Origin of the sequence: Paenibacillus sp. FSL F4-0100 (assembly GCF_037993005.1) — a bacterium.
Classification (GTDB): Bacteria; Bacillota; Bacilli; order Paenibacillales; family Paenibacillaceae; genus Paenibacillus_AQ.
Genome location: NZ_CP150303.1, coordinates 4,297,579 through 4,309,844, shown reverse-complemented (window position 1 = coordinate 4,309,844; position 12,266 = coordinate 4,297,579). Strand labels below are relative to the sequence as shown.

Genomic DNA, 12,266 nt, shown 5'->3' with positions numbered 1-12,266 from the left:
GAGTAGGTCAAAAACAAAAGAGGTGAACGGACGAGATGACTCCACGCACGAAGGAACAAAACGAAGAGATCCGGCTGCGGCGTCTGACGCAAATCCGTAAAGCCGCTGCCGATGTGTTTTTGAATAAAGGGCCTTTACTGGAAATCCGTGATGTTGCCACGCAGGCGGAGCTCGGCTATGGCACGGTATACCATTATTACAGCAATAAGGGCGATTTGCTCCACGATCTGCTATGGGACGCGTTGGAGCGGGCCGGGGGATGGCTGGAGGTTCCACCAGAGGCGCCGCTGAAGGTTACGCAGGAGGTCGCGCGGGCTGCGGCGGCGGATACCGGGAACTCCGCTGCCACGGATTCCCGAAGCGAAAGCCGCGAAACGGCCGATGCCGCAGAGCTTGGCCCCGTCGCTGCCTCCGGCGTCAGGCTGCTGGAGCTTTGGGCTGAGGACCACGCCCTGTACCTGCTGCATAAGCTAGCCGGTGAGGGCTTTGCCTCGCTACCTGAAGCGCGATCGGCCCCTCTCTCAGCCGCCTTTCACCGGGAGGTGCTCGCTCCGTTTGCCACGCTGCTGGAAACCGGCCGTGTGGCGGAAGGAGCTGCCGCTTCTGGCGGAAACGCGGCGGAGCCGCCAAATCGGTTACAGCGCGCAGAAATGCTGCTGGCCGCTTTGGTTGGCTGCGCTTCGCTATCGCTTCGCCGCGGAAAGCTCCACGAGGAGGCCATGGATATCGTACGGTTTTTAAAACTATAGAGCTGATAAGGAGCGAATAAACATAGATGATCATTTTAAAATCACCCAGGGAAATCGAAGAGATGAAGCCGGCGAGCCAAATCGTTGCGGATTGTTACCGCGAGGTGGCCAAACTGATCGAGCCTGGGATCACCACTCGGGAAATCAATGATTTTGTTGCCAGACACATCACCAAGCTAGGCGGCAAGCAGTTTACGAAAGGGTATAACGGTTTCCCCGCCGAAACCTGCATTTCGGTCAACGATGTGGTGGCCCACGGCATTCCTTCGAACCGGGTGCTTATGGACGGCGACTTGCTGAAGCTCGACATCGTCGTGGAATATGGCGGATGGTTCGGCGATTCGTGCTGGTGCTATGCGGTGGGCAATATCCGGCCGGAGGCGCAAAAAATAATGAAGGTAGCCAAGGAATGCTTGGATCTGGGGATTGCCCGGGCAATCCCCGGGGGCCGGCTTGGCGACATCACGTCGGCGATTCAACAGCATGCGGAAGCGAACGGGTTCTCGGTCGTACGCGATCTACTGGCGCACGGGATCGGGCGGAGCCTGCACGAGGAACCGAATTACGAGCATATCGGCGTAGCCGGCAAAGGTATTCGGTTAAAGGAAGGCATGGTGTTTACGATTGAACCGATGATCAACGAAGGTACGTTCCGTATCACGATCGACGACGATCAGTGGACGGCGAGAACGGCCGACGGCAAGCTGTCGGCGCAATATGAGCATACGATTGCAATCACGGCTGACGGACCGCTGATTTTAACGGCCCAGTGAATTTTTTGAATGAACAAAGCCGGGGAATGACAATATAAGAAAGTGGTATACATTTCATTTTCCAAAGGAGGATATCTGTTATGGCTCACCAGAAGAGAAGGAAAGAAGCTGCCTGGAAGTCACGAAAGCAAGAACAGCATCCCCATGGTAAAATCAAATCGCTTAAGGAATTGTCGAGCGAATAGAATGAAGAGTATACTCCATGTGAGAGAAAGACTGTCGGCGTAAAATACCGGCAGTCTTCTTTCTTGTATTCATTCATCAGACATCTCGGTAGTCTATGGAAAAAACTTGAAAAATATTTATATTACAATTATAGTAGATGTTGGAATTAAAAATAATATTTGTATGAAGAGGAGCGTGCGCCTATGAAAAAGAGAATTGCTAGTATTCTTACCGCTACTGCAGTTTTATTATCTATTCCAGCAAGTGCATTTGCATACACGCCATTACAAACTCAATCATCCAGCATTATCACCCCGCTTGCTCATGATCAATGGAATTTCGTTATATCAGGTGAAGATGAGGTTACTTTTGATTATGCAAAATCAGATGGAGTGAACTTACGTGTCTGGCTGGGGGATGATGAACGCGCTGGTATGGAGCTCCTTGTTTATGATCCAAATGGCAATCTTTTTGCTTCAGGTAATTCAACATCTCGGACTGATTATCAAGTTAAACTGGAGACTAAACCCAAAATCGAAGGAACCTACAAAATCAAAGTGGTTGTAAATGATGGTGGAGGACCCTACTGGATTTCATTGGCTGCAAGATCATACTAATGCTTGGACCGTCCATAATTGGACGGTCTTTTTTTATCTGTCTTTAACAGACTCACAACGAATCTGGAGATTGCTTGATTGCGCTGAAAATGAATATACAAATTGACTTGACATTGGAGCTTACTCCAATGTTACTTTGAATACATGGAAAAACTTTATTCTATACAAGAGGTTTCGCAGTTACTTGGGATTCCAAGGGATACGCTTCGGTACTATGACCGGATTGGGATCGTATCGCCGTCCCGTGAAGACAATCGGTACCGCAGGTATTCGAAGAACGACCTCATCGATTTGATGAATATTCAAATCATGCAGTATGCGGACTTCACTCTTAACGAGATCAAGGGAACGTTTGGGTTCCACAGAATGGAGAATGTAGATCCAGCTTATTGCCGTGAGGTTGCTTCGTTCCTCGATGCGAAGAATGCAGAAACGCGTAAGAAAATTGCCCATCTGGAAAAGGTCAGTCAATTGCTCGACGTAGCAGCCGAAACGCTAAGGGACTTTAATCATGAAAGCGACCAACGGCTGGCAGAAATCGTTCGCGAACTTTACCGGTCTATTCGCAAGCAGGAACCGGGAATATCCGAGGAGGGATGTCATGGGCATCAACGTTAGGAATTTCTATTTTTTGATTGCTGGCATTCTGGCGATACTGTTTGCCTTTACACACGCATGGAATGGGCAATCCGCAGTGCTGCCGATGCTCCATGTAAGTGCGATAGCGATGGACACTCGATCCGTATTCATGTATGTCTGGCACATCATCACGGCGGAAAATCTGGTCTTCGGCATCGTGTTCATGTTCATGTCATTCCAAAGCGACTATATGAAGATTCGGTTTGCCGCATGGACCATCGTGTCGCTTCTAATCGTCCGGTTGCTGGTTATTCTTGGCATAACGGCATTACAAGACGTATCGGCACTTGCGGATACCTTCATCGATTCGATTGCGATCATAATCTATGTCACCTTCATCATAATCGGCATAAGAAGGAAGCCAAAGGAGTTCGGAGATCAGACGCCACATTCTGGTCGGGTGGAGTGAAGAAATCAAACCAGAAGAAGCATGGCTGGCATCAATGAGCCGTGGATGGAAAAAACGGTGAGAAATCAAAGAAAGGCTAGCTATTCATCGGGTTGTCCAGCGAAAAGGAAAAAGAATATACTAATTGGATGATAAGACTGTCGGCGTAAATTACCGGTAGTCTTCTTTTTTTGTCTTAATCTTTCCGACCTGTTCCATAAGGTCGCAAGTGCCTAAAATTGTAAAATAATCTAGATATCATATTTGATTTGCTAAGTGTTATGTAATCGCTGTCATTCTATAATTTACTTAGAAAGGAGGTAAAAGGAAAAAGATAAATCAAAATATGAGGAGGTAGATTATGTTTAAATTCAGTAAGAAGTTGATGACGGTCATTCTTGCAGCTACCATGAGTTTTGGTTTGTTTGCAACGACCTCAAGTGCTGCGACCGACTATTGGCAAAATTGGACCGATGGCGGCGGAACGGTTAATGCCGTTAACGGCTCCGGCGGTAATTACAGCGTGACCTGGCAAAACACCGGGAATTTTGTTGTCGGTAAAGGCTGGAATACGGGATCGCCAAACCGGACGATTAACTACAATGCCGGCGTGTGGGCGCCGTCCGGCAATGGATATTTGACTCTCTATGGATGGACTAGAAACGCACTCATCGAATATTACGTCGTTGACAGCTGGGGTACGTATCGACCTACCGGGACTCATAAAGGCACGGTAACCAGTGATGGGGGCACATATGACATCTATACGACCATGAGATACAACGCACCTTCCATTGACGGCACACAAACGTTTGCCCAGTACTGGAGTGTTCGACAATCGAAAAGAGCGACCGGGGTCAACTCGTCCATCACTTTCAGCAACCACGTGAACGCATGGGCAAGCAAGGGAATGAATCTGGGAAGCAGCTGGTCATATCAGGTATTAGCAACAGAGGGTTATCAAAGTAGCGGGAGCTCAAACGTAACAGTGTGGTAACCCATCGCCATCAAAAACTCAAGCGAACGGGAGTGGTAGGGCCGTCTCTGAGGATAAGCGGGGTTTGTGCTGTCTGATATGGTATCAACAACGAATCGACCATAAGGAAACTTCAATCCCCCACATTGGAGACAGACCGGTGGCTGTTTCCTTCGTTTACCCCTAAGTCCGGATACGTTGCGGGCCGTTTCTCGCCATACGAACGGCCTTTAACGTAACGGGGGGGAGGCGAGTTACATACCGTTATGGCCTATCAGTGTTCCTATCAGCATCAGCATAAAGGAGATATATCAATGAGAAAGCTATTAATGTTCTTTTTAATAGCAACAATGGTTGTGATCGGCGCTTGTTCACAAGTGAAGTCTGAAAAGATAGATGGTTTTGTATTTGTGGAAGGTGGGACCTCTAAGAACAACCAGTCTAACTACGCTGAAAAAAACGCAACCGTATCGAACTTTTACATTGGCAAATATGAGGTCACTCAAAAAGAGTGGGTGGAAGTCATGGGCAGTAATCCCTCTGCATTCAAAGGCGACCATTTGCCGGTGGAAATGGTGAGTTGGTATGACGTTGTGGAGTATTGTAATCAAAGAAGTATTCTAGAGGGCTTAAAACCATATTACAACATAGACAAGGGTAAGAAAGATCCGAATAATAGGAATGATAACGATCATATCAAATGGATTGTCACGATCAATGAGGGAGCTAACGGTTACCGATTGCCTACAGAAGCCGAGTGGGAATATGCTGCAGGCGGAGGTCAGAATAGCAAGGGTTACATCTACAGCGGAAGCAATAATGCCGACGAGGTCGCATGGTATTGGAAAAACGCCGGAGACAAATACCTATCTGGGGATTGGAACTGGCCTATCATAGAGAGCAATCATAATACGACAAAATCGATCGGTACCCAGAAACCCAACGAGTTAGGGGTTTACGATATGTCTGGAAACGTAAGGGAATGGTGCTGGGACTGGCATGGCGACTTGGATAGTCCAAGCGGTTCCTTCCGAGAAGTAAAGGATGGAGGTTGGATCGGCGACGTCAGCAACAACGAGATATCTTTCCGAGGTAAGTTCGATCCCAATGGCTTTGGCCCCGATCAGGGTTTTCGTGTCCTTCGCGGAGAATAGCCGGAACAAGGCATAATTAAGGTTGATTCATTCGCCCAAAAAGTGATATAAACCACTCGCCGTCCTCTGAAGAGGGCGGTTTTTTGTTCGTTAGCCGTTGGTATCTAGCGAATAAAGAATTTTGATAATGGACGCCTATTGCAAACTGAAGTTGAATCGTGTATTATGGATATCGAACATCCATAATACAGTCCGTACCGGATCAGGCTTATAAGCAATGGAACAATAGCGTAAGCAAGAAGGGATACTTATTTTGCGCTCCAATTATGGATAATGTAGATCCATCAATGTAAAAAAACCAATGATCAACCAACATTCGATGTGGAGTTTATTGGAGGCGGCTCGGCGGGCTTTTCACTGCCCTCAGAAACTATAGCGGAAGAGAGATGGATGTTATGAACGATTTTTTTAATGAAGCCATTTGGGAGAAGGCATGGAAAGAACACGGCGAACGCGTTGTGAACAAGATGAAAAAGACCGGAATCGAACCGACCAGAGCCTTTGATCATAAGGCGAAGACTTTCAATGAGCAATCATTTAATGAAGAGGGAAGAAAACGGACCACACGGATCATGAATTGGCTTGAAGGACAAGGGGTTCAATTCGATAACGCCTCTGTACTGGACATTGGCTCCGCTTCGGGAGTATTTTCGGTGCCATTTGCTGAGCGAGGGGCCCGCGTAACTGCCGTAGAATCCTCTCTGCCATTGATCGAATTGCTGAAGGAAAATATCACAAAATTCGCCGATGACCAGGTGAAGATTGTACCGGAACCTTTTGAAGATATTGACGTGCTGGCCAGAGACTGGGACAATGCCTTCAATCTTGTCTTTGTTTCGATGTGTCCGGTCATTCTGGATTGGGATAGCGTCGAAAAGATTTTACAATGCGCCCGGGATTATTGTTATATCAGTATGCCGGCAGGCTCTATGGAGCTCAGTTTGGTGAATGAAATCTGGCCGCTCATCACCGGTCAGCCCTTCCAATCGAAGCACTTGGAGTTCGGATATTTGCTTCATCTGCTGTATCTCAAAGGCTATTCCTATGAGTCCCTTATCACACGGGAAACGAAAACGACGGAAGTTACAAGAGAAGCGGCGTTACAAGAAATGATGAACTGGCTTCGCAGTCACGGTCTTGCTGCAGATGATCAGAATCGGAAATTGGTTGCAGACTATTTGGAGCAAGCGTATCCGTCCGGCAAAGTAACCATCCGACAGAGTGGTCGTTATGGCAAAGTACTGGTTCGAATGCAGGATCAAAGCATGTACACAAGAAAAATTTGATCGAGACTACGCACGTGTTACGTAGTCAGACCAAGAAGATGAAAGGATGATAGTGATGGCGATTCAACACGCAACAGATTCTACTTTTAAAGGGATGGTCCAAACCGAAGGAGTAACCGTAGTGAATTTTTGGGCTTCTTGGTGTGGTCCATGCAGAATGTTTGCACCCGTTCTTGAGGAATTTGAAAGGGAAGCAAAAGGTTCCATTAAAGTAGTTAAAGTTAATGTAGACGATAACCCGGCGACGTCTTCCCAATATCAGATTATGAGCATACCGACCACCCTTATTTTCAAAGATGGGAAGCTTCTTTATAAAGAATCAGGCATATTGCCGAAACATGTCTTGAAACATCGCACTGCCTCCAATTAAAGGATTAAAATGAAAGGAGTTCTTTATAAATAGAAATGAGATCTCAAAGGGATCACGGTATGCATGCACAAGAAGTCGTGCTTTGTGGGCGGCTTTTTTGGCTTTTTCCATATTCGTCGTGACTTCATGGATGACCTCAATGTAATATAAATATGAACAGATGGGAGATGAGGAACGATGTTGAAATTAGTAAAGACTATGCTCGTGGGATTGAGCATGACTGTAATTGGTTTAGATTCTGGAAATGTGCAACCTACCGCCGTGTCGGCAGCCAGTACAGAATATTATGTCGCCAGCGATGGCAGCGACTCCAATCCAGGGACGATCCGTGCGCCATGGAAGACGCTGCAGCATGCGGCTGACGAGGCTGATCCGGGTAGCATGATTTACGTTCGGGACGGCGTATACAATCAGAAGCTCAAGATAACACGCTCCGGGACAGCTGCACAAGGTCCCATTACTTTCACGAACTACGGTTCGGAGAAAGCCATCATTGATGGTGCTGGACTTTCAGTCAACGGGATCGAAGGGCTAATCGAGATAAAAGATGTGAATTACATTACTATTCAGGACTTGGAGATTCGCAATTATACGACGACTTCCAGAAATGCAGTGCCTGTTGGAATCTATGTTCAAGGCTCAGGCGGCTTTATTAATCTGACCAACAACAAGATCCACGATATCAAGAGCACGGTCACACCAACCGGCAGCGATTTGCTTGGAAGAGATGCTCATGGTATCGCCGTATATGGCACCAAAGCTCCGGAATCGCTTCATGACATTACGATTCATGGTAATGAGCTGTACAATCTTGTCCTTGGTTCCAGTGAGACACTGGTACTGAATGGTAATGTAGATAAGTTCGCGGTAACGGACAATCTCATTCACGATAACGACAACATCGGGATTGATATTATCGGTTTCGAGGGGACAGCGCCGGAAGAAGCATACGATCAGGCCCGAAATGGCTTGATGAAAGGTAATCGGATATACAACATTTCTTCCAACAACAATCCTTCTTATGGGAAAAAAATCTCGAATAACAGTAACTCAGCTGGCGGTATTTATGTTGATGGCGGCAAAGACAGCATCATTGAGCAGAACTACAGCTACAACAATGATATCGGCATTGAAATTGCCTCCGAGCATGCGGGCAAATCCACCAGCAATATTACGATTCGAAGCAACATGGTGCACAATAACCGGTTGACGGGGATCGCCATGGGTGGATACGACGAGGAGCGGGGCTCAACGGTGAATTGTAAAGTCGTAAACAACACCGTCTACAATAACGATATTTTAGGTGATGGTAGCGGCCAGCTCTATGTCCAGTATGATACGAGAAATAACGTGATCAAGAACAATATCTTTGTGGCCAGTTCCACAGGTGTGCTGATCTACAATGAATATGCCAAAAATTCAGGAAACGTCGTGGATTACAATCTATATTATTCTCCAGGCGGTAGTGCAGATGCATTCTGGACATGGAAGAGCAAAGACTATACTGGCTTCTCCGCATACAAAGCGGGAACCGGCAACGATGCGCATTCTTTGTTCATGGATCCTAAATTCGTAAATGCTCCCGAAGGCGATTTTCATCTTCAGTCTTCGTCCCCAGCGATTGATGCTGGTTCGACGGATCACGCGATCATCGGAACACAGGACATTGACGGTGAGCCAAGAGTGCAAGGAGACAATGTGAACATCGGCGCAGATGAGTAGAGCAATGTTTTTTTGAAAATGGGCAAAACAGAGCTGAAATGTTAAGGGAGCCTAATAGCAAGCTGGCTCGGCAGCATTCGGAACAATAACTATCCGTGACTTGATGGAACGAATGACGAATCAATCAGTAGAAAAGTATAACTACCACACATGGGCCAACCAAACAATCCTGGGAAGAATCAAAGAACTTCCCATGGCACCTACCACCGAGGCAATATTACGAACATGCTGCGCCAGCTGGCCACGTTTCAACCATGACAGACTATTGGCTTTTTGGAATCAGGGAACCCCAATGCCTGGATGATTGTATTGTATTGATGGAAAATGAAAATCTTAAGAAGGCTGTCGGTAAATATGACCGGCAGTCTTTTTTTGACTCATGATCACATATAGCCCGAATGAGCCATTTTCATATATAGATAATTAAGAGAAAATGAGAAAATCATGTAATAATACCGAGTCGTAAGGCTGCTGGAACAAGAATGGAATAGAAGGGAAGTAGCTTGAAAAATGAATAAAACAGGAGTTTGGTTATTTTTTGCATGGACTGTATCAGCTGTAGCAACTAGCGGAAGTTTGTTTCTTAGTGAAGTATGGCATTTTACGCCATGCGTCTTATGTTGGTATCAACGGATCTTCATGTATCCATTAGTCATTGTTTTGGGAATCGCAGCATATCGGCAAAAGACGCACATCGTCCCATATATCCTGCCCCTGGTTATCATTGGCGGAGGCATATCTACATATCATAGTATTATTCAAAAGCTCCCCAAAGAGTCGGGTATTGCTGCATGCGGGCCGGTCTCCTGCTTGAATGACTACTTGAATTGGTTCGGCTGGTTGACGATTCCGATGCTGGCATTTGCCGCGTTCGTGCTCATCGCTGTAGCTCTATTGATGGCCCTGCGCTCGCAGAAGCAACAAACAAACCAGTGATAAGTAAATGACACGTAACAGCCGGCCTAATGGTCGGCTGTTTTCAATCATCACCCACTTTTTATATCTTGCGGTCTTATTCCATAACCCTATCCTCCAACAAGGAGCTTGTGATACATTACTTAAAAATCATGACGAGGAGATGGAATTTGTTATGCATAAAGTAATCAACCCCAAAATCCACTATTTCGGGACTTCGGTCGTGTTGATAAGTACGATCAACGAAGACGGCACCCCCAACCTGGCTCCGATGTCCTCTGCCTGGTGGCTCAATCAATCATGTATGCTTGGAATGAGCAGCAAGTCTCAGACTGTGCAAAATATGATCCGTGAAGGTGAGTGTGTGCTTAATCTCCCGTCGATTGACTTGATTCCCGCAGTTGATCGTCTGACCCTGTTGACAGGTCGCAACCCAGTCCCTGAGTCGAAAGCAGAGAGGGGATATAAGTTCGAGGCGAATAAATTTGGTGTCGCAGGGTTAAATCAACTTCCGTCCCAGCTTGTTCAAGCGCCGCGTGTGAAAGAATGCCCCGTCCATCTGGAAGCCAGGTTTGTAAAGCTCCATCCTTTTGAAGAACCAAGTTCACTTGTTGCCATCGAAGTGCATATTGAAAAGGTTCATATCGAGGAAAATCTTCTTATAGATGGCCAATCAAATTATATTGATCCTTCGAAATGGAACCCGATGATTATGAATTTTTGTGAATATTTCGGTTTAAGTGAGCAATTGTCTGCATCTAAATTAGCCCCGGTATTCGGACCTCATTCAGTTGAAAGCATGAAAATGTAATGAGTGGTGTGGCATATAAGGGTATGCGATGTGGGACTAGCGTTTGGCTTGAACTCAACAAGTTTGCAATAAAAAAAGCGACAGGATTCAACCTGCCGCTGGTGCTCCAAGGAAAACTAAAATTTCTTCAATGCTGGTATTGATGTAAGTGTTCATTCCAGATATGTACTTGCTGAACTCTTCCGAAGACATTTTACTTTTGCCTTGCATATAAGACTTGATCTCTTGAATGCTGTCGGATTTGTATTTGTTCAATTTCTTTAGCATGACGTTGCTTCTTTTTTTCATGTCGGATGTCTGCTTGCTACAAGTTTTCTTTGCTTCGCTGAGACTTTTTTTTGCCTTATCAAGTGACATTTTCGCTTGGCTCAACGCTTCTTTACTGGCTTTAGCCCTCTTAAGGCTGTTATATTCAGTAGAAAGTTGTTTGAATTGAGTGGTTAGCGAGGTCACATTCACGCACACAGGGTGCTTGTATGCTTTTTGGGCAGCCTTCACTTTTTTCACCTGTGCGTTATAGTCCTTAAAGTACAGTTTATGAATCTCAGACGTAGAAACGGATGCTGCAAAAGCCTGTGACGGAATGAACAATGCCAGCATCAAAAGTAATACAAAAGTCTTTTTCATTAGGATATGCACCTCTTCAGTTGTAGTGCTTATAGCATATACCATAATTTGTAACTCATCAATATTTTAGCAGAAAACTTATTTTTGATTTCTCCAATCCAATGATCACGCAGCTTTATAGCTATTCTTAATATTCCCGTACCTTCATACAATGAATGGATGCACGATCCTATGAAAACGGTATATAGGGAGCGGCCGGGAAGGGGGATGGAATGCTTCGTGGAGCGAAATTACGTATGCGTGGGCATCCGAAAATAGATGGAGGAATGCTCACACAGGACTTGAAGCCAAAAGCAGAGATTCCAAAAGGAATGGAAGTCAGCTCTTTGCTGGTTGTCGGTCATTCCCCTGGACCCCAATCAGGGGTACAGCGGGTTGTAAGAGCATGGCATTGACGGGGAGCGGATTGCTGTTAGTAGCACTGACTGGCTTGATGGGGGCGCCGCATTGTCTGATTATGTGCGGAGGGATTGTTTCGTCTCTGGCCCTTCGAACCAGCAGTTCTCCGCTTGCTTCTGTGTTAGCCTACAACGCTGGCAGAGTGACAACGTACACGGTGATTGGAGGCTTTATGGGGATCGTGGGCTCCTTTCTGGATGTGGCTGGCAGCTTTGTAGGTTTCCAGGGAGCGGCCAGCATCATTGGCGGACTTCTCATTCTGCTGTGGACATTTCGTCGGTACACATTGCCCATTTATAACGCTCATCTGCCGAGACACTCTTTTTTTCACCTGAAATTGGAACGGCTTGGTCAGCGGTATGAGTTGTTAGCGACATTTTTAACCGGCCTTTTGCTCGGTTTTCTTCCATGCGGTTTGACCTATGCGATGCAGATGAATGCAGCGGCATCCGGTTCTAGTCTGGAAGGCCTCTTGATCATGCTGGTATTTGGACTTTCGACTTTTCCCATTCTGCTCCTAACGGGGCTGTCTGCCGGCAGTTTAACGAAAAAGTGGCGTAGAGGAATGCGTAAATTCGGCGGATTTCTGGCCTTTTTAATGGGAGTGCTGTCTATTTTAAAAGGACTTAGCGTCAACGGATGGATTCCGGGAATTCACCCATGGTTATGGTAAGC

15 protein-coding genes are annotated in these 12,266 nt (G+C 46.2%); 14 read left to right on the top strand and 1 reads right to left on the bottom strand.

Translation table 11 applies throughout. The features are described 5' to 3' along the window. Nucleotides 1-35: 35 nt before the first annotated feature. The 13 genes from MHH48_RS19410 (at nucleotide 36) to MHH48_RS19350 (ending at nucleotide 10,565) form a co-directional block, all read left to right on the top strand. Nucleotides 36-749, top strand: coding sequence for a TetR family transcriptional regulator (locus MHH48_RS19410; RefSeq protein ID WP_076321577.1), 714 nt, complete (start codon nucleotides 36-38; stop codon nucleotides 747-749). A 26-nt stretch (nucleotides 750-775) separates the two neighbouring features. After that, the gene (gene map, locus MHH48_RS19405; protein WP_076321576.1) at nucleotides 776-1,522 is read left to right on the top strand and encodes a type I methionyl aminopeptidase; all 747 of its coding nucleotides are present in this window, start codon (nucleotides 776-778) and stop codon (nucleotides 1,520-1,522) included. 80 nt (nucleotides 1,523-1,602) lie between these two features. After that, the gene (locus MHH48_RS19400) at nucleotides 1,603-1,707 is read left to right on the top strand and encodes a DUF6254 family protein (protein ID WP_015735743.1); all 105 of its coding nucleotides are present in this window, start codon (nucleotides 1,603-1,605) and stop codon (nucleotides 1,705-1,707) included. Between the two features lie 183 nt (nucleotides 1,708-1,890). Beyond that, nucleotides 1,891-2,304 (top strand): hypothetical protein, encoded by a 414-nt coding sequence (locus tag MHH48_RS19395; RefSeq protein ID WP_076321575.1) that lies wholly within the window; start codon nucleotides 1,891-1,893, stop codon nucleotides 2,302-2,304. Between the two features lie 144 nt (nucleotides 2,305-2,448). Continuing rightward, on the top strand, nucleotides 2,449-2,922 hold the full coding sequence (locus tag MHH48_RS19390; RefSeq protein WP_076321574.1) for a MerR family transcriptional regulator: 474 nt from the start codon (nucleotides 2,449-2,451) through the stop codon (nucleotides 2,920-2,922). Then, nucleotides 2,906-3,352, top strand: coding sequence for a hypothetical protein (locus MHH48_RS19385; RefSeq protein ID WP_179090601.1), 447 nt, complete (start codon nucleotides 2,906-2,908; stop codon nucleotides 3,350-3,352). The genes MHH48_RS19390 and MHH48_RS19385 overlap by 17 nt, the downstream gene beginning before the upstream one ends. Before the next feature lie 340 nt (nucleotides 3,353-3,692). Further along, nucleotides 3,693-4,328, top strand: a complete 636-nt coding sequence (locus tag MHH48_RS19380; RefSeq protein WP_076321573.1) for a glycoside hydrolase family 11 protein — start codon at nucleotides 3,693-3,695, stop codon at nucleotides 4,326-4,328. A gap of 293 nt (nucleotides 4,329-4,621) precedes the next feature. After that, entirely contained in the window at nucleotides 4,622-5,461 is an 840-nt protein-coding gene (locus MHH48_RS19375; protein WP_076321572.1) for an SUMF1/EgtB/PvdO family nonheme iron enzyme, read from the top strand. Between the two features lie 395 nt (nucleotides 5,462-5,856). Further along, nucleotides 5,857-6,747, top strand: coding sequence for a class I SAM-dependent methyltransferase (locus MHH48_RS19370; protein WP_076321571.1), 891 nt, complete (start codon nucleotides 5,857-5,859; stop codon nucleotides 6,745-6,747). A gap of 55 nt (nucleotides 6,748-6,802) precedes the next feature. Beyond that, nucleotides 6,803-7,117: a thioredoxin gene (trxA, locus tag MHH48_RS19365; RefSeq protein ID WP_076322157.1), complete on the top strand. Its 315-nt coding sequence runs from the start codon at nucleotides 6,803-6,805 to the stop codon at nucleotides 7,115-7,117. A 177-nt stretch (nucleotides 7,118-7,294) separates the two neighbouring features. Further along, nucleotides 7,295-8,839, top strand: coding sequence for a right-handed parallel beta-helix repeat-containing protein (locus MHH48_RS19360; protein WP_076321570.1), 1,545 nt, complete (start codon nucleotides 7,295-7,297; stop codon nucleotides 8,837-8,839). Between the two features lie 510 nt (nucleotides 8,840-9,349). Next, complete coding sequence (locus MHH48_RS19355; RefSeq protein ID WP_076321569.1) at nucleotides 9,350-9,775, top strand: disulfide oxidoreductase; 426 nt, start codon at nucleotides 9,350-9,352, stop codon at nucleotides 9,773-9,775. A gap of 154 nt (nucleotides 9,776-9,929) precedes the next feature. Further along, entirely contained in the window at nucleotides 9,930-10,565 is a 636-nt protein-coding gene (locus MHH48_RS19350; protein ID WP_076321568.1) for a flavin reductase family protein, read from the top strand. 87 nt (nucleotides 10,566-10,652) lie between these two features. Here the strand turns inward: MHH48_RS19350 and MHH48_RS19345 are convergent, their stop codons facing one another. After that, the gene (locus tag MHH48_RS19345) at nucleotides 10,653-11,192 is read right to left on the bottom strand and encodes a hypothetical protein (protein WP_076321567.1); all 540 of its coding nucleotides are present in this window, start codon (nucleotides 11,190-11,192) and stop codon (nucleotides 10,653-10,655) included. A 385-nt stretch (nucleotides 11,193-11,577) separates the two neighbouring features. Here MHH48_RS19345 and MHH48_RS19340 point away from each other — a divergent pair, with 385 nt between their 5' ends. Next, nucleotides 11,578-12,264 (top strand): sulfite exporter TauE/SafE family protein, encoded by a 687-nt coding sequence (locus tag MHH48_RS19340; RefSeq protein ID WP_076321565.1) that lies wholly within the window; start codon nucleotides 11,578-11,580, stop codon nucleotides 12,262-12,264. The last annotated feature ends 2 nt before the right edge of the window (nucleotides 12,265-12,266 follow it).

Excerpts from the sequence above, each read along its gene's own strand:
- MHH48_RS19410 (WP_076321577.1), top strand. The coding sequence starts at position 36 with ATGACTCCACGCACGAAGGAACAAAACGAAGAGATCCGGCTGCGGCGT.
- map (WP_076321576.1), top strand. The coding sequence starts at position 776 with ATGATCATTTTAAAATCACCCAGGGAAATCGAAGAGATGAAGCCGGCG.
- MHH48_RS19400 (WP_015735743.1), top strand. The coding sequence starts at position 1,603 with ATGGCTCACCAGAAGAGAAGGAAAGAAGCTGCCTGGAAGTCACGAAAG.
- MHH48_RS19395 (WP_076321575.1), top strand. The coding sequence starts at position 1,891 with ATGAAAAAGAGAATTGCTAGTATTCTTACCGCTACTGCAGTTTTATTA.
- MHH48_RS19390 (WP_076321574.1), top strand. The coding sequence starts at position 2,449 with ATGGAAAAACTTTATTCTATACAAGAGGTTTCGCAGTTACTTGGGATT.
- MHH48_RS19385 (WP_179090601.1), top strand. The coding sequence starts at position 2,906 with ATGGGCATCAACGTTAGGAATTTCTATTTTTTGATTGCTGGCATTCTG.
- MHH48_RS19380 (WP_076321573.1), top strand. The coding sequence starts at position 3,693 with ATGTTTAAATTCAGTAAGAAGTTGATGACGGTCATTCTTGCAGCTACC.
- MHH48_RS19375 (WP_076321572.1), top strand. The coding sequence starts at position 4,622 with ATGAGAAAGCTATTAATGTTCTTTTTAATAGCAACAATGGTTGTGATC.
- MHH48_RS19370 (WP_076321571.1), top strand. The coding sequence starts at position 5,857 with ATGAACGATTTTTTTAATGAAGCCATTTGGGAGAAGGCATGGAAAGAA.
- trxA (WP_076322157.1), top strand. The coding sequence starts at position 6,803 with ATGGCGATTCAACACGCAACAGATTCTACTTTTAAAGGGATGGTCCAA.
- MHH48_RS19360 (WP_076321570.1), top strand. The coding sequence starts at position 7,295 with ATGTTGAAATTAGTAAAGACTATGCTCGTGGGATTGAGCATGACTGTA.
- MHH48_RS19355 (WP_076321569.1), top strand. The coding sequence starts at position 9,350 with ATGAATAAAACAGGAGTTTGGTTATTTTTTGCATGGACTGTATCAGCT.
- MHH48_RS19350 (WP_076321568.1), top strand. The coding sequence starts at position 9,930 with ATGCATAAAGTAATCAACCCCAAAATCCACTATTTCGGGACTTCGGTC.
- MHH48_RS19345 (WP_076321567.1), bottom strand. The coding sequence starts at position 11,192 with ATGAAAAAGACTTTTGTATTACTTTTGATGCTGGCATTGTTCATTCCG.
- MHH48_RS19340 (WP_076321565.1), top strand. The coding sequence starts at position 11,578 with ATGGCATTGACGGGGAGCGGATTGCTGTTAGTAGCACTGACTGGCTTG.